Below are 22,520 nucleotides of genomic sequence, written 5' to 3'. Positions count from 1 at the left end.
GCCTATTGCTGCGGCGTGCCGCGCACGTCGAATTCCACCTTCCAGCGCTCGGCGCCGTCAGGGGAAACGGCCAGCAGCTCCAGGGTGCCCGCTTCCGTGACACGCGCATGCAGCTTGACCTGCACCACGTCGCCGGCCGAGCGGCCTTCGGCGGACAGGGTCGCCTGGATTTCGCTCAGTTCCTGCAATTCATCTGGGCCCCAGAAGTCCAGCAGGTCGCCGATCTGGTCGTTGCGGCGCGTGGACGAGGCAAAGAAGCGGAAGTGCACGGGCTCGCCCACCACCAGGCCGAATTGCTGGCCCGGCAGTTCCAGTTCGCTGCCTTCTTCCATGCCGAACGGCGCCACGCACAGGGCCTGGATTGGCGGTTCCATGCCGGGGATGGCCGGCATGGCCGATTCGATGGCGACATAGAAGGCACTGGCAGTGCCGCCGCGGATGCGCACGCCATGGCCGCGCCGCACGTAGCTGTAGTAGGCGGCGCCACGGGCCACGGCCAGGTCCAGGTCGGCCCCGGCCAGCATGCGCGCCGGTTCCGCGCCTTCCATGTACAGCCAGTCGTTGACGGTGGCCAGGATGCGCTGCACCAGCAGGTCGGACTTGAAGACGCCGCCGTTGAACAGCACGGCCGTCGGGTGCAAAAAGCTGGCGTCTGCCGACTGGCGGCCCGCGAACCCTTCCAGTTCGGACGTCGCCGCCACTTGCCGGCCCAGGAAGGCCGCCAGGTGGCGCGTGATGGCTGCGTCCTGCGCATACGGCAAGCCCAGTTGCGTCAGGCCGGCGCGCGTGCGCACGGCAGGGCGGCTCGACGCTTCCACCTGCGGGAAGAAGCCGTCGAGGATGAAGGTGGATACTTCCGCGCGCGTCAGTTCCGTGCGGATGGAGCCGCCGATCAGCTTTGAGCCGCGGCTCGGCACGACGATGGGCGCCGTGTCCATGCCGCTGTCGGCCAGCAGGCTTTCCTTGGCGCTGCGGCAGCCATACGTGAGCGCGCGCATCTGCCAGGCGTCCAGCTGGGTGCCGTTGGCGGCCAGCTTGCGGGCCACCAGGTGGGCCAGCGCCAGGTCCATATTGTCGCCGCCAAGCAGGATGTGTTCACCCACGGCCACGCGGTGCGGTTCCAGCACGCCGTCGCGTTCGAGCACGGCGATCAGCGAAAAGTCGCTGGTGCCGCCGCCTACGTCGACGACCAGGATGATGTCGCCCGGCTTGACTTCCTTGCGCCAGCGGCCTTCGCTGGTCTGGATCCAGCTGTACAGGGCCGCCTGCGGCTCTTCCAGCAGGGTCAGCGAAGCGTAGCCGGCCGCCTGCGCCGCTTCCATCGTCAGCTCGCGCGCGGCCGGATCGAAGGAGGCGGGGATGGTGACGGTGATTTCCTGCTCGGCGAACGGCGCTTGCGGGTGGGCGTGGTCCCAGGCCTGGCGCAAGTGCGTCAGGTAGCGCGTGGCGGCCGTGATGGGCGAGATGCGCGCCACTTCGGCCGGTGCATCGTTCGGCAGGATGGCCGCGCGGCGGTCCACGCCCGGGTGGCACAGCCAGCTTTTCGCGCTCGACACGAGACGGATGGGCGTGGTGGCGCCGCGGCTGCGGGCCATCTCGCCGACGACGAACGGCGCTTCCGCTTCCTCGGTGACCCAGGGCAGGGCCAGGTCGCCCGCCGCCACTTCATCGGCGTGGGGCAGGTAGACGAACGACGGCAGCAGCGACAGGTCTTCCACGGTGCCGGGGGCCGACAGTTGCGGCACCTTCAGCACGCCGTGGCTGGACTTTTCGCCGTCGCTCTCGACCAGGTTTACATACGACAGGGCGCTGTGGGTGGTGCCCAGGTCGATGCCGATGGCGTAGCGCGGGCTTGGGTTGGTTTGATCGTTCACAGTTCCACCTCGGCCGGTGCCAGGATGGCGGCGTCGTGCTGCGGGCTCAGTTTTGGCAGGCGCACGCTGGACGCGCGCCAGCCGCGGTGGCTCAGGGTGCCCGTGAATGGGGCGGAACCGACCACGTTGCCCGTCAGGCGCACTTGCGCGGAATCAAAACCTTCCTGCAGCACGATGCGGCTGCCTTCGGCTTCCTGGCGCACGGCGTCAATGGTGAAATACTCGCGCATGACCTTGGCGCAGCCTTCATGCACGACGCGGGCGGCCGCGCCGATGTCCGCATCGGCATGGCTGCCCAGGTTTTCCTGGGTGAAGTCGATCAGACGCGCTTCGCGCTGCAGCAGGGCCAGCAACTGCAGGGCCGCATCGGGCGTGGCTTCCTTCAATATGACGGGTGCGGCGGCCGGCGTCGGCACGGGGGCTGGCGCCGGAGCCGGGGCCACTGGCGCCACCGGGGCGGCCTCGGGCAGGGACAGCTTTTCCACGCGGGCCGCATAGGCGGCGTCCGACAGGGTGCTGAAGAAGGCGCCGAAAGCCAGCGGGACTCGGCGCCAGAACGATGGATGGGACGATGAAGTGCTCATAGGAACTCGTTTCTCTGATCTGTAGGGAGGCGTCGGCGGCGGGGGCCGCTTCGCAGGGTAGTGCATGTGCCGTGCCCATATGGCCGGCTGCGTTTGCCCGCATGATACCAGCTACCGGGCCGCCGCCAAAGTCGCCGCCCCCGGCGCAGCCAGCCTGGCACGTGGATTTTCTTTGTTCCTGCGCAAAGAAACGCTCGATTCCGTACCGTTTCGACTAGAATCGCGCATTATCTTTTCGCATTGCCTTTATGCCATGTCTACCGACTTTTCCCCGTATTTAGCCAGCAGCCTGCATATCGACAGCGACCATCCGGCCGTGCGCGCCAGGGCGGCCGCACTGGCGGCAGGCGCGGTGGGCGACACCGCCATCGCCGCCCGCTGCTTTGCCTTCGTGCGCGACGAGGTGGCCCACAGCTGGGACTACCAGCGCAATCCCGTCACTTGCCGCGCGTCCGACGTCTTGCAGCATGGCACAGGCTATTGTTATGCGAAGAGCCATCTGCTGGCTGCGCTGCTGCGCGCCAACGGCATTCCTGCGGGACTGTGCTACCAGCGCCTGGCCGTGGGCGAGGCGGGGCCGCCGTTCTGCCTGCATGGCTTGAATGCCGTCTACCTGCAAGACTACGGCTGGTACCGCCTCGATGCGCGTGGCAACAAGCCGGGCGTCGACGCGGCGTTCGTGCCGCCACGCGAGCAGCTGGCTTTTCCCGTGCTGGCGCCGGAGGAGCGCGATTTGCCGGAAATCTGGGCGGAACCATTGCCGCAGGTGGTGGCGTCCTTGACGGGCCATGCGACCGTGCAGGAGGTGGCCGCGCATCTGCCCGATATCGAACTGCTGCCGCAGCATCTATAACTAGAAGAAAGAAATCATGAAAAAAGTCTATATATGTCTGTTCGGACTGTTGCTGCTGGCCGGTTGCGGGAAGGCAAACCGCTCTGTCCAGCCCAGCGATACGCGCGTGGCCACAGAGGGTAAAGGGCAAGATTACCTGGCCTACGAACATAACGTCGACGTGATGGCAGGGGAGGCGCAGATACGGCCCCTGTACGAAAAAGTCGTGGCCGCCTGCAAGGCCGATACGGAAAACGGATGCCTGCTGCTCGATTCCAGCATCGACAGCGGCCGCTACGTGCATGCGCGCATCAGCATGCGCGCCAAGCCGGCCGGCATCAAAAAGATGATGGCGCTGGTGGGGAGCGAAGGCGAGATCACCAGCCAGGGCACCAAGGTGGAAGACCTGGGTCGTCCCGTGCTCGACAGCAAGAAACGCCTGGAAATGCTCAAGCAGTACCAGGCGCAATTGCAAGAGCTGGAAAAACGCTCGGGTGCGAATGTCGATGCCTTGATCAAGGTGAGCAAGGAGCTGGCCACCGTACAGGTGGAACTGGAGCAGGCGACGGCGGCCAATGCCTTGTTGATGCAGCGCATCGATACGGACTTGCTGAACGTGGCCATCAGCGCCGAAGGCAAGCAATCGTTCTGGACGCCCGTCAAGCGCGCGCTGGGCAATTTCACGGATAACCTGTCGGAAGGCGTGGCCAACGCCATCACGGCCATGGCCTACATCCTGCCGTGGCTGATTGCTTTCGTGCTGCTGTTCCCGCTGGGGCGCAAGGGCTGGCGCCGTTTGAAAGGCGTGCCGCGCAAGGATTGATGGATAGGGATGGATGCGGCGACGCACCGTTTTACGGCAATTTGAAACCTGGCTGCACAGTCCTTGTGCAGCCAGGTTTTTTTTCGTGCGGCGCCGGCCCCGTGCACCATGGGGGACACCTGCTGGCGCTGGCATGCATTCTGCTTTAACAACATCGTATGCCCAGCTCGACCCCCACGAACCCATCACAGGAGTCCCCATGTCACGACGCATCATCCTGAAAGCGACCGCCGCCGGCGCACTGGCCCTGGCCACGTCCACCTATATGCAGGCAGCCCTGGCCGCCGACACGATCAAGGTGGGTATCCTGCACTCGCTGTCGGGCACCATGGCCATTTCCGAAACGTCGCTCAAGGATGTGGCGCTGATGACGATCGCCGAGATCAATGCCAAGGGGGGCGTGCTGGGCAAGAAGCTGGAAGCCGTCGTCGTCGACCCCGCGTCGAACTGGCCCTTGTTTGCGGAAAAAGCGCGCCAGCTGGTGGCGCAGGACAAGGTTGCCGTCGTGTTCGGCTGCTGGACGTCCGTGTCCCGCAAATCCGTCTTGCCCGTGTTCAAGGAGCTCAACAGCCTGCTGTTTTATCCGGTGCAATACGAGGGCGAGGAACTGGAAAAGAACGTGTTTTATACGGGCGCCGCACCGAACCAGCAGGCGATTCCCGCCGTGGAATACCTGATGAGCAAGGATGGCGGCGGCGCCAGGCGCTTCGTGCTGCTGGGCACGGATTATGTATATCCGCGCACCACCAACAAGATCTTGCGCGCCTTCCTGAAAAGCAAGGGCGTCAAGGATAGCGATATCAGCGAGGTCTACACGCCGTTCGGCCATGCCGACTATCAAACCATCGTCGCCAACATCAAGAAGTTTTCCACGGGCGGCAAGACGGCCGTCATTTCCACCATCAATGGCGATTCGAACGTGCCGTTCTACAAGGAACTGGGCAACGCGGGCTTGAAGGCCACGGACGTGCCCGTGGTGGCGTTTTCCGTGGGAGAGGAAGAGCTGCGCGGCATCGATACCAAGCCCCTGCTGGGGCATTTGGCGGCCTGGAATTATTTCGAGTCCGTCAAGAACCCCGTGAATGCGGCGTTCATCAAGCAATGGAAGGCGTACGCGGTGGCGCAAAAGTTGCCGAACGCGGGTTCCGTGGTGACGAACGACCCCATGGAAGCGACCTATGTGGGCATCCACATGTGGGCGCAAGCCGTGGAAAAAGCCAAGTCGACGGACACGGACAAGGTGATCGCCGCCATGGCGGGCCAGAGCGTCAAGGCGCCATCGGGCTTTACCCTGACCATGGACCCGACCAACCACCATTTGCACAAGCCAGTGATGATCGGCGAGATCAAGGCTGACGGGCAATTCAATGTCGTGTGGAAAACCAAGGAACCGATACGCGCCCAGCCGTGGAGCCCGTATATCAAGGGCAATGAGGGCAAGCAGAAGCTGTAGGCGCTAGCTATGTAGGCGCTATTCACCCACCCGCAAATGCCGGGGTCGGACCCTGAGGGTCCGACCCCAGTCCTCGCCTTTGGGGTAAGCATAGATCCCTGTGCAGTCATTCTTTGGAACGCAAATGCAGCTCCTATTCAAACTGCTGGTCCTCGCCTGCCTGTGCCTGTCGTCCATGGCGCATGCCGCCATCCCTGCGGACCTGCTCAAGCCGCTGGCCGGCGACGACCCCGACGCTCGCGTGGCTGCCGTGGCGCAGATCGCCGCCCTGGCCACGCCCGAGGCCGCCAAGGTGCTGCAAGCCTTGCAGGACGACGCTTTATATGCCGCGCCCGATGGCAAGGTCTACATCGTCGATGGCGAGCAGGCGTATGACCCGGCCAGCGGCAAGCGCGTGCCGCTGCCTGACGGCATCGATGGCGTGATGGTCAACAACCGCTTGCGGGCGGCCGTGGCCGGCGCCCTGTCGGGCTTGCAGCTGCTGGCGCCGGAGCGCGCCCAGCGTCTGGCTGCCGCGCAAGCCTTGCAAAAGGCAGTCGATCCCGCCCAGCTGCCCCTGATCCGCGCCGCGCTGGCGCAGGAAAGCGACGCCGACATCAGGCAGATATTGCAGGTGCTGATCGCCAGCGCCAACCTGCATGCGCCCGACGCGGCCACGCGCAAGGCCGCCGTGCAGGCCTTGGCGGGCAGCAGCGATGCGCGCCTGCTGCCTGTGCTGCAAGCCATGCTCGATACAGGGCCGGATGGCAAGGCCGGCGAGCCGGACGAGGGCGTGCAGCTGGCCGCCATCGAGACCATGCGCCAGATCAAGGGACGTGTGCAGCGCATGGAATTTGCCGGCAATGTGTTTTACGGCATTTCCCTGGGCAGCGTGCTGCTGCTGGCCGCGCTGGGCCTGGCCATCACGTTTGGCTTGATGGGCATCATCAACATGGCCCACGGCGAGTTGCTGATGATAGGCGCCTATACGACATATCTGTGCCAGCTGTTCTTCCGCACCTATCTGCCCGGCCTGCAGGACGCCTACCTGCTGGCCGCCTTGCCGGCCGCTTTTTTCGTCTCCGGCCTGGTGGGCGTGGTGCTGGAACGCACGGTCATCCGCTGGTTGTATGGTCGGCCGTTGGAAACCCTGCTGGCCACCTGGGGCATCAGCCTGATCCTCATGCAGCTGGTGCGCACGATCTTCGGCGCGCAAAACGTGGAAGTGGCCAATCCCGCCTGGATGTCGGGCGGCGTGACGGTCTTGAGCGGCCTCGTGCTGCCGTACAACCGGCTGGCCATCATCGCCTTTGCCATCGTGGTCGTGGCGGCCGTGTGGCTGATCCTGAACAAGACGCGGCTGGGCCTGTTCGTGCGGGCCGTCACGCAAAACCGCCGTATGGCCGATTGTGTGGGCGTGGCAACGGGCAAGGTCGACATGCTGACCTTCGGCCTCGGTTCCGGCATCGCGGGCCTGGGCGGCGTGGCCCTGTCGCAACTGGGCAATGTGGGGCCGGACCTGGGCCAGAGCTATATCGTCGATTCCTTCATGGTGGTGGTGCTGGGCGGCGTGGGCCAGCTGGCCGGCACCGTGATCGCCGCGCTGGGCCTGGGCGAAGTGAACAAATTTCTCGAACCGGTGGCGGGCGCCGTGCTGGCGAAGATCGCCATTTTGGTATTCATCATCATCTTTATCCAGCGCCGGCCCCAGGGCCTGTTTGCCATGAAGGGACGCAGCGTCGAATGATTAACTCGCTCCGAAGCAAGGAGGGCCTGTTTACCAGGCCCGTGTGGATGGCCATCGCTGGATGCACGGTGCTGGCGGCGCTGTTGCCCATGTTTAATCTGATGTTTGCCGAAGGCCATGCGCTGCACGTGTCCGCCTACACGGTGGCGCTGGTGGGCAAGTTCATGTGCTACGCGCTGGCCGCGCTGGCGCTGGACCTCGTCTGGGGCTACACGGGCATCTTGTCCCTCGGCCATGGCGTATTCTTTGCGCTGGGTGCATATGCGCACGGCATGTATCTGATGCGCGCCATCGGCGACCAGGGCCAGTACCACAGCAGCTTGCCCGACTTCATGGTCTTTCTCGACTGGAAAACCTACCCGTGGTACTGGGCGTTTACGGAACATTTCTGGTATTGCATGGCCCTCGTCGTGCTGGTGCCGGGCGTGCTGGCCTTCGTGTTCGGCTATTTTGCGTTTCGCTCGCGCATCAAGGGCGTGTATTTTTCCATCATCACGCAAGCGATGACGTATGCGTTCATGCTCTTGTTCTTCCGCAACGACACCGGCTTTGGCGGCAACAACGGTTTCACGGATTTCAAGACCATTCTTGGCCACAGCATCACGGAGCCTGCCACGCGGGCCGTGCTGTTCCTGCTGACCCTGGCCTTCCTGCTGGCCGCGCTGGTGGGCGCGCGCGCCATCGTCCGCTCGAAGCTGGGGCGGGTGCTGCAGGGCGTGCGCGACAGCGAGGCACGCTTGATGTTCCTCGGCTATAACCCGCTGTGGTTCAAGCTGTTTGTGTGGACTTTATCCGCCGTGCTGTGCGGCATCGCCGGCGCCCTGTACGTGCCGCAGGTGGGCATCATCAATCCGTCGGAAATGTCGCCCGCCAATTCCATCGAGATGGTCGTGTGGGTGGCCGTGGGCGGACGCGGCACCTTGCTCGGTCCGATTCTGGGCGCCTTCACCGTCAACGGTCTGAAAAGCTGGTTCACGGCCGCCTTGCCGGAACTGTGGCTGTTCGCGCTGGGCCTGCTGTTCATCGGCGTGACCCTGTTCATGCAGCAAGGCATGCTGGGCGTGCTGGACAAGTTCAAACGCAAGCCCGCCGTGGCAGAGGAGGCCGCATGAGCATCCGCATGCTGCCCGGCATGGCCAGCGCCGAAGCGGGCCCCACGTATGCGCGCGTGAAAGGCGAGGGCGTCGACACGACGCATGGCGCCATCCTGTACCTGGAAGATATCAGCGTATCGTTCGACGGCTTCAAGGCCATCAATAAACTGAGCCTCGATATTTCCGTGGGCGAGCTGCGCTGCATCATCGGTCCGAATGGGGCGGGCAAGACGACCATGATGGACGTGATCACCGGCAAGACGCGCCCCACGTCGGGCACGGCCTGGTTCGGCCAGACCATGAACCTGGCCACCATGACGGAAGCGCAGATTGCCCACGCGGGCATCGGCCGCAAGTTCCAGCGCCCCACCGTGTTCGAGCAGCATACGGTGTTCGACAACCTGGAACTGGCGATGAAGCTGGACAAGCGCGTGGCGCCCACCCTGTTTGCGCGCCTCACGTCCGAGCAGGCAGGCAAGATCGAAGCGATCTTGCGCTTGATCCGCCTCCATGGCCACGAGGGGCGGTTGGCCGGCTTGCTGTCGCATGGGCAAAAGCAGTGGCTGGAAATCGGCATGCTCCTGATGCAGGAGCCGCAGCTGATTTTGCTCGATGAACCCGTGGCCGGCATGTCGGATGCGGAAACGGCGCGCACGGCGGAATTGCTTAATGAATTGCGGGGCAAGCATTCCATTATGGTGGTCGAGCACGACATGGGGTTCGTCACGGAGATTGCGCAGCAGGGCATCGTGACCGTGCTGCATGAGGGCGCCGTGCTGGCCCAGGGCCGCATGGACCAGGTGCAGGCGGACGAGCGCGTGATCGAAGTCTATCTGGGACGGTAATAGGGGAGATCACAGACTATGCTGGAAGTGCAACAATTAAACCAATACTATGGCTCCTCGCACACCTTGCGCGGCATCGATTTGTCGGCGCGCAAGGGCGAATGCCTGGCCTTGCTGGGCAGGAATGGCGTGGGCAAGACGACCCTGTTGAAATGCCTGATGGGCGTGCTGCCCGTGGCGCAGGGCCAGGTGCTGTTCCATGGCCGCGACATCACGAAGCTGGCACCGCATGCGCGGGCAAAGCTGGGCATCGCCTACGTGCCGCAGGGACGCGACATCTTTGCGCGCCTGACGGTCGAGGAAAACCTGCTGATGGGCATGGCGGTGAAGCGGGGCAGGGCAGCGTCGCGCATCGACCCGCACGTGTATGAACTGTTTCCCGTGCTCAAAGAGATGCTGCAGCGGCGCGGCGGCGATTTGTCCGGCGGACAACAGCAGCAGCTGGCCATCGCCCGCGCCCTGCTGGCCGAGCCGCAGCTGATCATCTTCGACGAGCCGACGGAAGGCATCCAGCCCTCCGTCATCAAGGATATCGGCCGCGTGATCCGCTTGCTGAAACAGCGTGGCGACATGGCCATCGTGCTGTGCGAACAGTATTTCGATTTCGCGCGCGAACTGGCCGACGACTTTATCGTGCTGTCGCGGGGCAGTGTCGTGGCCAGCGGCAAGGCGGCGCAGATGGATGGCGAGGAGGTGAAGCGGCACCTGGCCGTGTAGGCGTTCTACACCAGCTGCAGCCACCCCAGCACGGCGCCGGCCGCCAGCAGCCACAATAGATGGATTTTCGTGCGCCAGATGATGAGGCCGGCCACGATGGACAGGCTCCACAGGGGCCAGTCGGTGCTCCATCGATGGTTGGCGCCGCCCAGTATCATGCCCGTGGAAATGAGCAGGGCGACGACGATGGGCGCCATGCCTTGCTTGAACGCGCGCACGGGACGCAGGTCGCGGTTGCGGTAGCCCCACTGGGCCGCCACGTAGGTGAGGGTGGTGCTGGGCAGCATGATGCCTACCATGGTCACCAGCACGCCCAGGCAGGCGGCGGCATAGCTGCCCGCGTTCATGCCCACGTTCCAGCCCATCAGGGCGACGAACAGCACGTTGGGCCCTGGTGCCGCTTGCGCGATGGCGATCGATTCGTTGAACTGCGCCTGCGTCAGCCAGCCATGCTGCTCGACGAGGAAACGGTGCATTTCCGCCGTGGTGGAAATGGCGCCGCCGATCGACATCAGCGACAGCATCAGGTAATGGCCGAACAGGTTCAGCCAGTCGCCCGTGCTCAAGACCAGTTGCAGGGGCGGCGTCATGCGGCCAGCTTCCGGTAGGTGAGCAGGCAGCCGATGCCGCCCAGGCCCAGCAGGATGTACAGCAGGGGCCAGCGGAAGACCGCCACCATCAGCACGCCCAGCACGACCAGGGGCAGGGTTAGCCACAGGGGCAGCGGATGCTTGCCCAGCGCGGCGGCCAGTTTCACGCCCGTGGCGGCGATCATGCCGGCCGAGACGGCCGCCATGCCGCGCAGCGCGCCCGCCATGTGCGCATTGTCGCCAAAGCGCGTGTACAGCACGCCCAGCACCAGCACGATGACGAGCGGCACGGCCAGCATGCCGGCCAGCGCCGTCAATGCCCCTTTCAAGCCGAAATAGCGCCCGCCCACCATCAGCGACAGGTTGACCACGTTGGGACCGGGCATGATTTGCGCGACGGCCCAGTCTTCCAGGAACTCCTCCTGCGTCAGCCAGCGCTTGCGTTCGACCATTTCGCGCTGGATCACGGCCAGCACGCCGCCGAATCCCTGCAGGGCCAGCCAGGTGAACGAGAAGAACAGGTCGGCAAGCGAGGCGGGTTGCGGGCGGGGAAGGTCGGGCGGGAGGGGCGAAGGCGAGGGCATGGCTGATTATCGCCGTGGCCGATCGCGCTTGTCCATCGCTTTCGGCTGAGCTCGTGCCTGCAAGAAAAAACCGTGGCTCATGTTTCCCTGCCATTGACATCGAGAATTTATCAGCAATACTTTGATCGGCAACATGACCGCTGTCCCTGTCCGCGCTGGCGCGGTTCGCACCGCTACGCCGTCTCCCTCCGTTCCGTCCCCCTACGCAGGAGTTGTTCACCATGCCTAATTCCACAGAAACGCTGCATATGCCCGTCAAGACCGTGGTGCTGCATGCCCGGGTCGATCAAAAGATGTCCGATATCGTCAACCTGGGTATCGCCGTGCAGGCTGCCTTCAGTACCTTGTGCGCGCTGGAATACCTGAAGTCATACAATATCGCGCCCGAACTGATCGAACGCGTGCTGCTGCATCCGGAGCAGCGCCGCCAGACCGTGCATTGAATATCCGCACGGCAACTGTGTTGCTGGCATCGCTAGTCCGCTGTTGTCGGATTGATCACTACGGCTCAGTTATGCACAAATGATGGGTTAGCGAAATTGGCGAAATAATTTTCTTGTGATTATGTGTGAGTTTCTAAGTATTTGATTTTAATGGGATTTATTTTTGCTGTTTGATTGAGCAGTTTATTGAAAGCCGCACTGGCTGTGGCTTTGAGGCCTGTCAATAGGCGCTTATCCACAAAGATATCCACAGTCCGTGTGGATATCTGAAAAAGCGCTTAACAATCCGCCACTTAGATAATGACGGCCGTTCGGCGCAGCGGATGGCGCATCCGGGCCGGTCAAAATGGGGTGCGGGACAAGCCTGTATGCCCATCCAGTGCTCTTGTTTTATGACTAAAAGTAGCGGCCGATGCTCAGGGCGTGCCGCCGGCCGGCGCCGGGGGCGCTTCGCCGCACTGGGCCAGGGCGGCAGCGAGGCTGGCGACCTGTTGCTGGGCTTCGCGCAAGCTGGCGTAGGTGCGCAGCGAGGCGATCACGGTGGTGAACAACTTGCGCGTGGTCAAGTCGGTCTTGCACCAGAAATCGTTGATGTCGTAATCGATGATGATGCGGTGTTCCAGCGCCTGGCCGGGCTGGCCCGTGCGCAGGATGATGCGCACGGCGCTGTTGTGCAGTTCTTCGCGCACCTGGCGCGCCACTTGCAGTCCGGCATCCTGGGTTTCCATGATCACATCGAGCAGCACCACGGCGATATCGGGCGTGCTGCGCAGCAAGGCCAGCGCCTCGGCGCCCGAATACGCGTGCAAAAAGCTCAGCCTGCGTCCCTGGAAGCTGGCCTGGCTGAGGGCGAACTTGGTCACCACGTGCACGTCGACATCGTCGTCGACGATCAGCACGCGCCATGGCGCTGCGGTGACCGGTTCTGCCGCCGCATCTGGCTTCTCGAGCGGGTCGTCGACCAGCCAGTCGGGTTCGTCCGCCCCCTTGGCGGCGCTGTCGCTATCCATATTCATGCGTTTATCCACCGTTGATCGTGCTCGCTCACTCCACACTATGCCAGTCTGCGGGGTTTGTCAAAACAATGCTGTTCAGGCAAGACGGCCTGGCGCCAGCTTGCCTGATGCACCGCAAAATATATTTTCATAATGGCCGAGAAGCTTTGCGCTAGCGCAAATGCATGATTCTAAGTCATTGATTTCATTGGGGTAAAAAATTGCCTGTGAAATCAGCAAATTGTTGAAACCCGCATCAATGCTGGTGTTGCGGCTTGTCAAGAGGGGCTTATCAACAACTTTATCCACAGTTGCTGTGGATATCTAAAAAAGCCGTGCAAAAACCGGGGCTTAGCGCCCGTTCGTGAGACTGTGGGAGAAGCTTTCATGCCGCCAGCCCCAGCCCGCCCAGCTGGGCAAACGCATGCAGGAAGCGCTGCTTGGCCTCGGCCGGTCCCATGGCTTCGATTATACCGGGCAAGGGCACGATGCCGTCAAGATAGGCCCAGCGTTCGGCCGAATGGGGCATCAGGTCGCGCTTTTCCGTGGCCAGCGCGATCAGGTCGGCCCGCTTGATGGGCGCGTAATCGGAAAAATCCAGGCCATAGGTGGCAGCGATGATGGCGCTCACCTTGTCTTCCAGCGCGGCAAACTCCGGCAGCAGCACTTTCAAGGGCTTCACCATGTCGCCCAGGTAGGCTTCGGCCGCGTCATGCAGCAGGGCGGCCAGGCGCAGATGGGGCGGCACCAGCCCGGCGACGATCAGGCTGTGCTGGGCGACCGAATAAAACACCTGCGTCTGTCCATTGAAACGGCACTGGTACGCGAGGCCGTGGGCGATGTCTTCGATGGCGACCTTGTCGATATGGGGGCGCAGCGGATAAAAACGGTTGCCGGAATAAGTGGAAACGTAATCGGTGGTAATCATTGCCATGGCGCGGTGCTCGGAACGGTCAGGAGCTTTCATCGTACACCCGATGGCCCGGGCTTGCCCCGCCTGCCGCGCGCAAGCTGTTTCCTGCTGAGCCTATGCATCTTGGCAAATCCTTTAATTTATTTCATATCATTCATTGATATTTCTCAAATACACTGTAGAAATCTTGTTTGAATGAAACTTAAAGGGGGGACAGGGCAATGACGGCGATACCTTCGGCAAGACCTTCGTATATCTACCAGGGCGGTTCGGTGATGATGCATTCGCCGCTGCAATTGAAACAGTCGGAAATGTACGGCTATTTCGTCAGGGGCAACCTGGCGAAGCTGCAGGCGACCGTGAACACCACCCTGAACCAGGTGGCGGGCCGCAAGATGACCCTGAAAGCCCTGTCGCCGTATGTGATGCTGACGTTTACGCGCGTCAACCATGCCGACTCCAGCAACCCCGTCGACCAGGCCAAGGGCTGGATCACGGAAGTCGATATCGTCACCTGGATCATGGTCGGCGAGATGGACGGGGCGGGCAAGCTCGCGCATATCTATTGGTATCCGTGCCATATCTTCGTCGACGATGCGATGGCCCTGATCAACGGGCGCGAACTGTTTGGCTATCCGAAATACCTGTGCGAGTACGAGATTCCCGCTGCCGGCAGCGAGCCGCTGCGCTGCTCCGTGGCCGCCAAGGGTTTCCAGCATTTTTCGCCGGAAACGAAACTGGCCTTGCACCCGCTGCTGGAAGTCAACGCCACGGTGCAGACGGGACAGCATAAACCCGTCAACAGCTTTCTCGAACTCATCGAGCAGGCGTTCAAGATCTTCCTCTCCATCCCCGATTTCTTCGACATGGACCAGGCCGGCTGGGCCGATATCCTTTCCCTGCTGCGCAACCCCCGCATCGACCAGATCTTCCTCAAGCAATTCCCCGACAGCGCGGGTGTGAAGGCCGTGTACCAGGCCCTGGTGGCCGCGCCGGCCGAGATCAACCGCCTGCACAGTGCGCGCTTGCTGGGCTACGAATACGAATGCACGGTGCACGCGTTCGACAGCTTTCCGCTGGACCAGACCCTGGGCTTGCAGCTGGGGCCGCAGGCGGCGATCCTGCCGTTCAATGTGAACTTCGATTTCACGGCCATGCCGGGCGAGGAGCTGGTCGACAATTCCCGCATCGCGCCCGAAAAGATCGCCATCCTGGGCGGCGGCGTGGCGGCCATGACGGCCGCGTATTATCTGACGAACCAGCCGGGCTGGCAAAACCGGCACGCGATCACCGTGTACCAGCTGGGCTGGCGCCTGGGCGGCAAGGGCGCCAGCGGACGCAATGCGCAAGCGGGCCAGCGCATCGAGGAGCACGGCTTGCACATCTGGTTCGGCTTCTACGCGAACGCCTTCAGGATGATCAAGGAAGCCTACGCCAGCCTTGACCGTCCGCCCGGCGCGCCGCTGGCCACCTGGCGCGACGCCTTCAAGCAGCACGACTACGTGGCCCTGTCGGAAGACGTCAAGGGCAAGTGGCGCAACTGGTCCATCGTCTTTCCCACCTTGCCGGGCGAGCCGGGCGAGGGCGGCGAAGACATCACCCTGTGGCAGATGGCCATCGCCATGGTGGGATGGATCGAGCAGTGGATACGCCAGATCCGGCAAGTGGCGGACGCGGACGCGCGCATCGTGCGCGCCAGCGCATCGCAAGGCGAGGGCGTGTGGCCGGGCTGGCTGCGCCGCCTGGCCGACGAAGTGGTGGGGCAGGCTGATGAACTGGGCCTGGACGTGGGTCTGTCCGTGGGCGCGCTGGCGGCGCTGGTGGCCGACCTGGCGCCCGATTCCACGCGCCACGACCAGGCCCGCCACCAGCTGCTGGCCAGCACCCTGAACGGCATCCGCGCCTGGCTGCGCCTGCGCTACCGCGCGCTGATCGACGGCGACGATGAATTGCGCCGCCTGTTCACCTGCCTGGATCTGGGCATCACGGTCATGAAGGGCATGTTCGAGGATGGCGTGTTCAAGAACGGCTTTGACGTCATCAACGACATTGATTTCCGCGCCTGGCTGAAAAAACACGGCGGCGACGAGCAGTTCAGCGTCAATTCGGCGCCCGTGCGGGGCTTCTACGACCTGGTGTTCGCCTACGAGGGCGGCGATTTTTCCAAACCGAACATCGAGGCGGGCACCCTGCTGCGGGCGATGGCGCGCATCGGCCTGGCCTACAAGGGCGGCATCATGTTCAAGATGCAGGCCGGCATGGGCGACACGATTTTCACGCCCCTGTACGAAGTGCTGCGCAAGCGGGGCGTGGAATTCAGGTTCTTCCAGCGCGTGGAAGAACTGGTGCCGGGCGCGGGCGACATCGACAGCATCCGCATCACGCAGCAGGTGCAATTGAAGGATCCCGCCGCCGGCTATGCGCCGCTGGTCGACGTGAAAGGCCTGGCGTGCTGGCCCAGCGCGCCCGATTACACGCAGCTCGATCCCGCGCAGGCGGCCCTGCTGCAAGCGAAAAACATCAACCTGGAATCGTACTGGAGCGACTGGCCGCAGCAGTACCAGCAGGCGTTCGGCCGGCAGCTGCCTGCCACGGTCCTGAAGAAGGGCGTCGATTTCGACAAGGTGGTGTTCGGCATCTCGATCGGCTCGCTGCCGGCCCTGTGCCCGCAGCTGCTGGCGCAAAGCCCGGCCCTGCAGCTGGCGGCGGACAAGGTGCAAACCGTGGCCACGCAGGCTTACCAGGTGTGGCTCAACAAGGATTTGCGTCAGATGGGCTGGACCACGCAGCCGAAAGGCCAGCAGCCCGTGCTGTCGGCCTTCACGGAGCCGTACGACACGTGGGCGCCCATGGACCAGCTGCTGGCGCACGAGGACTGGCCGGCGGGACTGGCGCCGAAGAACGTGTCCTATTTTTGCAGCGCCTTCCCCGTCGACAGCTACCCGCCCGTCACCGACACGGATTTCCCCGCCCGCTGCGCGGCACGCGCCAAGGCGGGCGCGCTGCACCAGCTGGACCGCGAAATCGGCGCCCTGTGGCCCGAGGCGGGCGGACCCGGCGCGTTTCCGTGGCAATGGCTGGTCGATGCGAAGGCTGGCACGGGGCCGGCGCGCTTCGACAGCCAGTACTGGCGCGCCAATGTCGACCCGTCCGAGCGCTACGTGATGTCGGTGGTGGGCAGCACCCAGTACCGGCTGGCCACCGACCAGTCGGGCTTTTCCAACCTGTTCCTGACGGGCGACTGGATCAGGACGGGCATCAACGCGGGCTGCGTGGAGGCGGCCGTGATGGCGGGCATGCAGACCTCGCGCGCGCTGACGGGGTATCCGGCCGTGATCCAGGGCGAGACGGATTTTTAGTTATTTCGCTATGATGGCGTTTCATTGTTCCCTGCGCGAGCTTGCCCATGAAACGCCTGATGCTGCTATGCCTGGTCTTCGTCCACCTGCACGGGGGCGCCGCGCCGCCCGGCGCGATCGTGCTGTGGCCCGGCGCGCCGCCCGGTGGCGCGGCACCAGGCCCGCAGCGCGACAGCGCCAAGGGTTCCATCACGCAGGTCGATCAGCCGTATCTGATCGTGCACCGCCCGGCGCAGCCGAACGGCACGGCCATCGTGCTGGTCAGCGGCGGCGGCTATGCGCATATCGAGGCGGGCAAGGAAAGCGGCCCGGCCGCCAGCTGGCTGCAGGGGCAGGGCATCACGGCGTTTGAACTCGTGTACCGCCTGCCGCAGGAAGGCGGCGGGGTGGCTGCGCCATTCCAGGATGGCCAGCGGGCCATGCGCGTGATACGCGCGCGTGCCAAAGAGTGGCGGATCGACCCGGCGCGCATCGGCATGCTGGGCTTTTCCGCCGGCGCGCACCTGGCCGGCATGACGGCCGTCGAGCCCGACGCGGCCCGCTATGCGCCTGCCGATGCGCTCGATGCCGTGTCCGCGCGGCCCGACTTTGCCGTGCTGTTGTACCCCGTGCTGACCATGCAGCCGCCATACGACACGACGCATGCGAAGAAGCAGCTGCTGGGAAGCCACCCCGCGCAGGCGGCGCGCGACGCCATGTCCGTGGAATTGCACGTCGATGCGCGCACGCCGCCCATGTTCATTGCGCAGGCGCTGGACGACCCCATTTCGCCGCCCGAGAACAGCCGGCTGATGGCCGCCGCCCTGGGCCGCGCGGGCGTGCCCGTGGAGCTGCACCTGTTCCAGCAGGGCGGCCATGGCTGGGGCCTGGGCAAGCGGGGCAGCGAGCCGGCCGCGTGGCCGCAGCTGCTGCTGGCGTGGCTGCAGGCGCATGGCTGGATGCCTCAGGCGCCAGGCTGAACTTCGAGGTCGCGCCGCGCCGCATCCAGCGCCGCGTGGAGCTGCGGCAGGAACTGTTCCACGTTATCGAGCTGGCCGTTCGAGGCCAGGGTTTCCATCTGGTGGCACAGGCCGTGCAGGGTGGGGCGGCTCAGGTAGCCGGCGCTGCCTTTCAAGGCGTGGAAGGCGGCAGCGGCCGCGCTGGCATTGCCGTCGCGCACGGCGTGGCATGCCAGGTCCAGGCGCCGCGGCGCTTCCGTCAGGAACGCTTGCGCGATGCGCTGCAGGTGCTGCGGCGACAGGCCCGCCAGCGGCAGGATGTGCACGGGCGCCGTCATGGGATCGGCCGGCGCGGGCGGCTCGCCGCCGTCCAGGCCGAACTGGCGCGCCAGGTTCTCGTCCTCGCTGGGCACGGCCGGCGGCAGGGCGTGGCCGCGCGCCAGCAGCAGGTCGATGATGGCGTCGATCTTCTCGAACAGCAGCGCTTCGTCGACGGGCTTGCTGAGGAAGTCGTCCATGCCGGCGGCCAGGTAGCGCTGCCGGTCATGTTCGCTGGCGTTGGCGGTCAGCGCGAGGATGGGGATGTGCGTGTCGGGAATGGGAAATTCGGCGTTGCCGCCGTCGCGGATCAGGCGCGCGGCCTGTTCGCCGTCCATCGAGGGCATGCGGCCGTCCATCAGCACGCAATCGTAGGCGCCCGTCCCCAGCGCGCGCAGCGCCAGCTCGCCGTTTTCCACGATGGTCACGTCATGGCCCATGCTTTCGAGCAGGGTGCCGATGATGATCTGGTTGGTGCGCACGTCTTCGGCGCACAGGATGCGCAGGCGGCAGGCGTGGCGCGCGTGGCGCTGGGGCCGGCGCGCATCGGCCGCCGGCGCGCTGCCGTCCTGCAGCGGCAGGGTGAAATGAAAGCGCGAACCGATGCCGACGCGGCTTTCCACGCCGATCGTGCCGCCCATCAGTTCGACCAGTTCCTTGCAGATGGCCAGGCCCAGGCCCGTGCCGCCGTAGCGGCGCGTGGTGGAATGGTCGGCCTGCTCGAATTTCTGGAACAGGCGCGGCAAGGTATCGGCGTCGATGCCGGGCCCCGTGTCGCTGATGATGAAGTCGATCTCGCTGCGGCCGTCGCGGCGCGGCGGCGTGCGGGCGCGCCGCACTTCCAGCAGCACTTCGCCATTGGCCGTGAACTTCAAGGCATTGCCCAGCAGGTTGATCAGGATCTGCCGCAGGCGCGTGGGGTCGGCGCGCACGTAGCGGGGCAGGTCCAGCGCCAGTTCGCGGCGCAGCAGCAGGCTCTTGGCGTCGGCCTGGCCCTGCACGATGCCGGCCGCGTCGCCGACCAGCGCCAGCAGGTCGAAGTCCACGGTTTCCAGGGTCAGCTTGCCCGCGTCGATCTTCGAGAAATCGAGGATGTCGTTGAGGATGGTCAGGAGCGAGACGCCGTTGTGCAGGCCGATGCGCAGGTATTCCTGCGTGCGGCCCTTGACGGACTGGTCGCGCAGGGCGAATTTCAGCATGCCGATCACGCCGGCCAGCGGGGTGCGGATGTCGTGGCTCATGGCCGACAGGAAGTCGATGCGGTGGCGGCTGACCACTTCCGCATGCTCCTTGGCCGTCAGCAGGGCATCGTTGCTGAGGGTGAGCGCCAGGGTGCGTTCCTGCACGCGCTGTTCCAGGTTGTTGCGCAACAAACGGATCTGGTCGGCCAGGGCAAAGGCCAGCAGCAAGCCGTCGAGCGTGCCGCCGAGCAAGGTCACCAGCTGGGCGTTGGCCACCATGGCCGGCATCAGGCCCAGGTTGGCGGGCAGGATCAGGAAGCCGGGCAGCATCAGGGCGACGAAGGCCAGCACGAAGAAGCGGGCCGGCTGGTAGCCGCGGCGCCAGACGACGATGCCGCAGATCAGCGCCAGCAACATCCAGATGCTGATGGCGATCGTGGCCAGCGTGTGCGCATACGACAGGGCGAAGAAGCAGCTGGGCAGGAGCAGCAGGGGCAGCACGAGGTTAACCTTGCTGATGCGGTACAGCAGGGGCGAGTAGTCGCGCAGGCGCAGGAAATGCGTGTAGAACAAAGTGCTGAAGACGGGCAGCAGGAAAAACGGCACGTAATGCAACTGCAGCAGGTGCCAGTCGAACAGGTCGGCAAAGACGTGGAAGGTCATGGCCCAGGCCAGGCCGTACGTGAGCACGTACAGCGCGTAATACGCCGAGGCTTTTTCCAGGGTGATGGAAAAGATGAAGAAATTGAACAGGCCCAGTGCCAGCAGGGCGCCGATGGACGCCACCATCAGGAAATTTTCCTTGCCCACCAGCTTGCGGTAATCGTGCTGTGTCTTCACGCCGAACATGGGGGCGCGCGCGTAATAGGGGCTGGAAAAGCGGATCAGGATGTCATACGTGGCGCCTGGCGCCAGCTGCACGTCCTTGCCGTAGTGCAGTAAATACTCATGCGGGCGCTGGTAGCCCGTCAGCAAGGTCTGCGGCGCCGCGTGCGGCCCGGGACCATACACGTACAGGTCGACCAGGTCGATCAGGGTGTCGTTCGGGTCGATGACCCAGGCCGCGACGTTGCTGTCGTTGCGCACCTGCGCATGCAGCCAGTAGGCGCCGCCGAACAGGTCGACCTGTCCGGCCGGGCGCTGGCGCGCCAGCCAGGCGGGCAGGGCGGCGGCATCGGCAGGCGCGGCTTCATCTCCGGCGAAAAAGAGTTGCCCGCCGCTGCCCAGGTGCGCGATGCCTTGCTTGCTCAGAGGTAAAGGTGCCGCCTGCGCCGCGTCCGCCAGGCCCAGCAGGCTGAATAGAAAACCGAACAGCCAGCCGCATAGCCAGGCGCTGACGCGGGAGCTGGAAGCGCGGTGGCTGGTAGGGGGCGGGAAGGCTGGCATCGATGGGTAGGGTGATGGTCGCGCGGGAACTGGCGGCAACGCCGTTTGCTGTGGAGTGCCCATTTTAATCGACTCTCGGTGGCACACGGGCAATTTCATGTCCTGCCGGCATGGCGGCCGCTCCGGTATCATGTCGCCTTTTGCCTGCGAGTCTTCCATGCTCAGTCCCGATCAGTTCCTGGCCTTCCTGGCCGCCGCCGTCCTCATTACCGCCAGTCCCGGCCCCGACAACCTGATGGTGCTGGGCGTGGGCATGTCGCGCGGGCGCCGCCAGGGCATGGCATTCGGCCTGGGCTGCGCCCTCGGCTGCCTCACGCACACGGTGCTGGCGACCATCGGCGTGTCGGCCCTGCTGGCCGCCTCGCCCGCTGCCTTTACCACGCTGAAAGTGGTTGGCGGCCTGTACCTGGTGTGGCTGGGCATCGGTGCCTTGCGCAGCCGCGGCGGCGCCAAGGTCGATGGCGCGGCGGCCTTGCCCGACGAATCGCTGCTGCGCCTGTTCGGCAAGGGCTTGTTTGCCAACAGTATCAATCCGAAAGTCGTGCTGTTCTTCCTTTCGTTCCTGCCGCAGTTTATCGTCGCGGGCCAGGGCAATGCCAGCTGGCAGACGGCGCAGCTGGGCCTGGTCTTCACGGCGCAGGCTTGCGTGCTGTTCGGCCTGCTCGGCTATTTTTCCGGCGCCGTGGGCCTGTGGCTGAACCGCCGCCCGCGCGCCGGCCTGTGGCTGGACCGCGTGGCCGGCACCATCTTCATCGGCCTGGGCTTGCGCCTGATCCTGGCGCGCTGATCTCCTGCCGGGCGGTAATGCGGAACGCCAGTTCCATCTGGTCCTGCACGGCCATGGCGCCGCCCAGCACGGCGAAGGGCACGATGCCGAAATCGCTCTGTTTTAACAGCAGGCTGCCGCTGGCCTGCAGGCTCCGCCCATCGGCCGCCATCTCGATCCGCACGGGCAGCTGCACGGTGCGCGTCACGCCATGCAGGGTGATGTCCGCGTCGAGCACGTCGCCGTCGCCAGTGCGCCGGGCGTCGATACGCCGGGCGTCGATACGCACCCACGGATAGCGTTCGGCTTCCAGCACGCGCACCAGCATGTTGTGGCGCGTGCCCGCGATGGCGTCCGCCGACGGCGTCGTCGTCAGCCCCGCCGCCTGGCGCAGGCTAGCTTCATCCACACTCATCTCGTCGAGCCGGAACTGGAATTGCGCGCGTCCCGGCGCGGGCGCCACGACGCCCTGCAGGGTGCGGCTGGCAACCACGTGGTCATGCCCCAGGCGGGCCAGCGCACCGCCGCGCCGCACGGTGATGGTCAGCAGGGAGTCCTGCGGGGCGATGTGCAGGATGCGCACGCCCGGCTGCTGCCACGGCGGCGCCTGCATGGCTGGCGCCGCTACGGGTGCGGCCGGGAGCGAGGCGGCGGGCGGCGGGGCGAACGGGCTGCAGGCCGCGAGCAAGGCGCAGGCGCAAGCCAGCAGCAGGCGGCGATGGGCATGGGGCATCAATGAGGACTCCTGGCAAAGGGATGGCACGGTGGTGGCGCAGGGCGCGATGGGGCGATAGTAAGCGATCCGGGCACCGGTGCGATAGCCGCGACGCCTGCGCGTCCGTTTTGCAAGACCAATTCCCCCTGCTGCCTGCCCTGTCTTGCAGGGAAATGGACGTGTATGCCGTGAAATTGGTATCAAGAACAGGCGCCGGAAAAAGAATATCCGGCGGCGCAGGAGCGAATGGGGAATTTGCCGCGCAGGCAGGGAAGAGGCGTATTTCAGTAAATGCTGTTAATTGGCATTAATAATTTCTTTTGGAAAACAAACTACGCGTTTGATAGTTTCGCATGATTATGTAAATGATAATTTAAATATTAT

General features: G+C 64.5%; 19 protein-coding genes. 11 read left to right on the top strand and 8 right to left on the bottom strand.

The window, feature by feature from the left end; all coding sequences use genetic code 11:
• Positions 1–2: 2 nt before the first annotated feature.
• Both GCN75_RS10605 and GCN75_RS10600 read right to left on the bottom strand, forming a co-directional pair.
• Positions 3–1,874, bottom strand: a complete 1,872-nt coding sequence (locus tag GCN75_RS10605; RefSeq protein WP_152282484.1) for an Hsp70 family protein — start codon at positions 1,872–1,874, stop codon at positions 3–5.
• Positions 1,871–2,458 (bottom strand): DUF2760 domain-containing protein, encoded by a 588-nt coding sequence (locus GCN75_RS10600; protein ID WP_152282483.1) that lies wholly within the window; start codon positions 2,456–2,458, stop codon positions 1,871–1,873. Before GCN75_RS10600 ends, GCN75_RS10605 begins: the two co-directional genes overlap by 4 nt.
• Positions 2,459–2,711: 253 nt before the next feature.
• Here GCN75_RS10600 and GCN75_RS10595 point away from each other — a divergent pair, with 253 nt between their 5' ends.
• The 7 genes from GCN75_RS10595 (at position 2,712) to urtE (ending at position 9,948) form a co-directional block, all read left to right on the top strand.
• On the top strand, positions 2,712–3,311 hold the full coding sequence (locus GCN75_RS10595; RefSeq protein WP_152282482.1) for a transglutaminase-like domain-containing protein: 600 nt from the start codon (positions 2,712–2,714) through the stop codon (positions 3,309–3,311).
• Between the two features lie 16 nt (positions 3,312–3,327).
• Positions 3,328–4,113 (top strand): DUF4349 domain-containing protein, encoded by a 786-nt coding sequence (locus GCN75_RS10590; protein ID WP_152282481.1) that lies wholly within the window; start codon positions 3,328–3,330, stop codon positions 4,111–4,113.
• A gap of 199 nt (positions 4,114–4,312) precedes the next feature.
• Positions 4,313–5,566 carry an urea ABC transporter substrate-binding protein gene (gene urtA / locus GCN75_RS10585; RefSeq protein ID WP_152282480.1) on the top strand — a complete coding sequence of 418 codons (1,254 nt, stop codon included), beginning with the start codon at positions 4,313–4,315 and terminating at the stop codon, positions 5,564–5,566.
• A 124-nt stretch (positions 5,567–5,690) separates the two neighbouring features.
• A complete protein-coding gene (gene urtB / locus GCN75_RS10580; protein ID WP_152282479.1) occupies positions 5,691–7,292 on the top strand; it encodes an urea ABC transporter permease subunit UrtB in 1,602 nt (533 codons plus the stop codon).
• A complete protein-coding gene (gene urtC / locus GCN75_RS10575; RefSeq protein WP_193317449.1) occupies positions 7,289–8,404 on the top strand; it encodes an urea ABC transporter permease subunit UrtC in 1,116 nt (371 codons plus the stop codon). Before urtB ends, urtC begins: the two co-directional genes overlap by 4 nt.
• On the top strand, positions 8,401–9,231 hold the full coding sequence (gene urtD, locus GCN75_RS10570) for an urea ABC transporter ATP-binding protein UrtD (protein ID WP_152282478.1): 831 nt from the start codon (positions 8,401–8,403) through the stop codon (positions 9,229–9,231). The genes urtC and urtD overlap by 4 nt, the downstream gene beginning before the upstream one ends.
• An 18-nt stretch (positions 9,232–9,249) precedes the next feature.
• Positions 9,250–9,948, top strand: coding sequence for an urea ABC transporter ATP-binding subunit UrtE (gene urtE / locus GCN75_RS10565; protein WP_152282477.1), 699 nt, complete (start codon positions 9,250–9,252; stop codon positions 9,946–9,948).
• A gap of 5 nt (positions 9,949–9,953) precedes the next feature.
• On the opposite strand, the gene GCN75_RS10560 is transcribed toward urtE, so the two are convergent.
• Both GCN75_RS10560 and GCN75_RS10555 read right to left on the bottom strand, forming a co-directional pair.
• Positions 9,954–10,538, bottom strand: a complete 585-nt coding sequence (locus GCN75_RS10560; protein WP_152282476.1) for a chromate transporter — start codon at positions 10,536–10,538, stop codon at positions 9,954–9,956.
• Complete coding sequence (locus GCN75_RS10555) at positions 10,535–11,122, bottom strand: chromate transporter (protein WP_152282475.1); 588 nt, start codon at positions 11,120–11,122, stop codon at positions 10,535–10,537. Before GCN75_RS10555 ends, GCN75_RS10560 begins: the two co-directional genes overlap by 4 nt.
• Positions 11,123–11,343: 221 nt before the next feature.
• Between GCN75_RS10555 and GCN75_RS10550 the strand changes: the two genes are divergently transcribed.
• Positions 11,344–11,565 carry a hypothetical protein gene (locus GCN75_RS10550; protein ID WP_152259390.1) on the top strand — a complete coding sequence of 74 codons (222 nt, stop codon included), beginning with the start codon at positions 11,344–11,346 and terminating at the stop codon, positions 11,563–11,565.
• A gap of 416 nt (positions 11,566–11,981) precedes the next feature.
• Here GCN75_RS10550 and GCN75_RS10545 read toward each other — a convergent pair whose 3' ends face one another.
• A complete protein-coding gene (locus GCN75_RS10545) occupies positions 11,982–12,581 on the bottom strand; it encodes a response regulator (protein WP_226941279.1) in 600 nt (199 codons plus the stop codon).
• 364 nt (positions 12,582–12,945) lie between these two features.
• Entirely contained in the window at positions 12,946–13,527 is a 582-nt protein-coding gene (locus GCN75_RS10540) for a phosphohydrolase (protein WP_226941277.1), read from the bottom strand.
• A 167-nt stretch (positions 13,528–13,694) separates the two neighbouring features.
• On the opposite strand from GCN75_RS10540, the gene GCN75_RS10535 reads away from it, so the two are divergent.
• Together GCN75_RS10535 and GCN75_RS10530 are read left to right on the top strand one after the other, a co-directional pair.
• Positions 13,695–16,832: an NAD(P)-binding protein gene (locus GCN75_RS10535; protein WP_226941271.1), complete on the top strand. Its 3,138-nt coding sequence runs from the start codon at positions 13,695–13,697 to the stop codon at positions 16,830–16,832.
• 47 nt (positions 16,833–16,879) lie between these two features.
• A complete protein-coding gene (locus tag GCN75_RS10530) occupies positions 16,880–17,791 on the top strand; it encodes an alpha/beta hydrolase (protein WP_152282474.1) in 912 nt (303 codons plus the stop codon).
• On the opposite strand, the gene GCN75_RS10525 is transcribed toward GCN75_RS10530, so the two are convergent.
• Positions 17,776–20,694 (bottom strand): hybrid sensor histidine kinase/response regulator, encoded by a 2,919-nt coding sequence (locus GCN75_RS10525; RefSeq protein ID WP_226941269.1) that lies wholly within the window; start codon positions 20,692–20,694, stop codon positions 17,776–17,778. The two genes, GCN75_RS10530 and GCN75_RS10525, sit on opposite strands and share 16 nt — an antisense overlap.
• A gap of 118 nt (positions 20,695–20,812) precedes the next feature.
• Between GCN75_RS10525 and GCN75_RS10520 the strand changes: the two genes are divergently transcribed.
• A complete protein-coding gene (locus GCN75_RS10520) occupies positions 20,813–21,442 on the top strand; it encodes a LysE family translocator (protein ID WP_152282473.1) in 630 nt (209 codons plus the stop codon).
• On the opposite strand, the gene GCN75_RS10515 is transcribed toward GCN75_RS10520, so the two are convergent.
• Positions 21,405–22,154, bottom strand: a complete 750-nt coding sequence (locus GCN75_RS10515; RefSeq protein ID WP_226941267.1) for a YceI family protein — start codon at positions 22,152–22,154, stop codon at positions 21,405–21,407. The genes GCN75_RS10520 and GCN75_RS10515 overlap by 38 nt on opposite strands.
• Between the last annotated feature and the right edge of the window lie 366 nt (positions 22,155–22,520).

Source organism: Janthinobacterium violaceinigrum (genome assembly GCF_009208555.1).
GTDB lineage: Bacteria > Pseudomonadota > Gammaproteobacteria > Burkholderiales > Burkholderiaceae_D > Janthinobacterium > Janthinobacterium violaceinigrum.
This window is presented reverse-complemented; position numbering and strand designations above follow the sequence as displayed.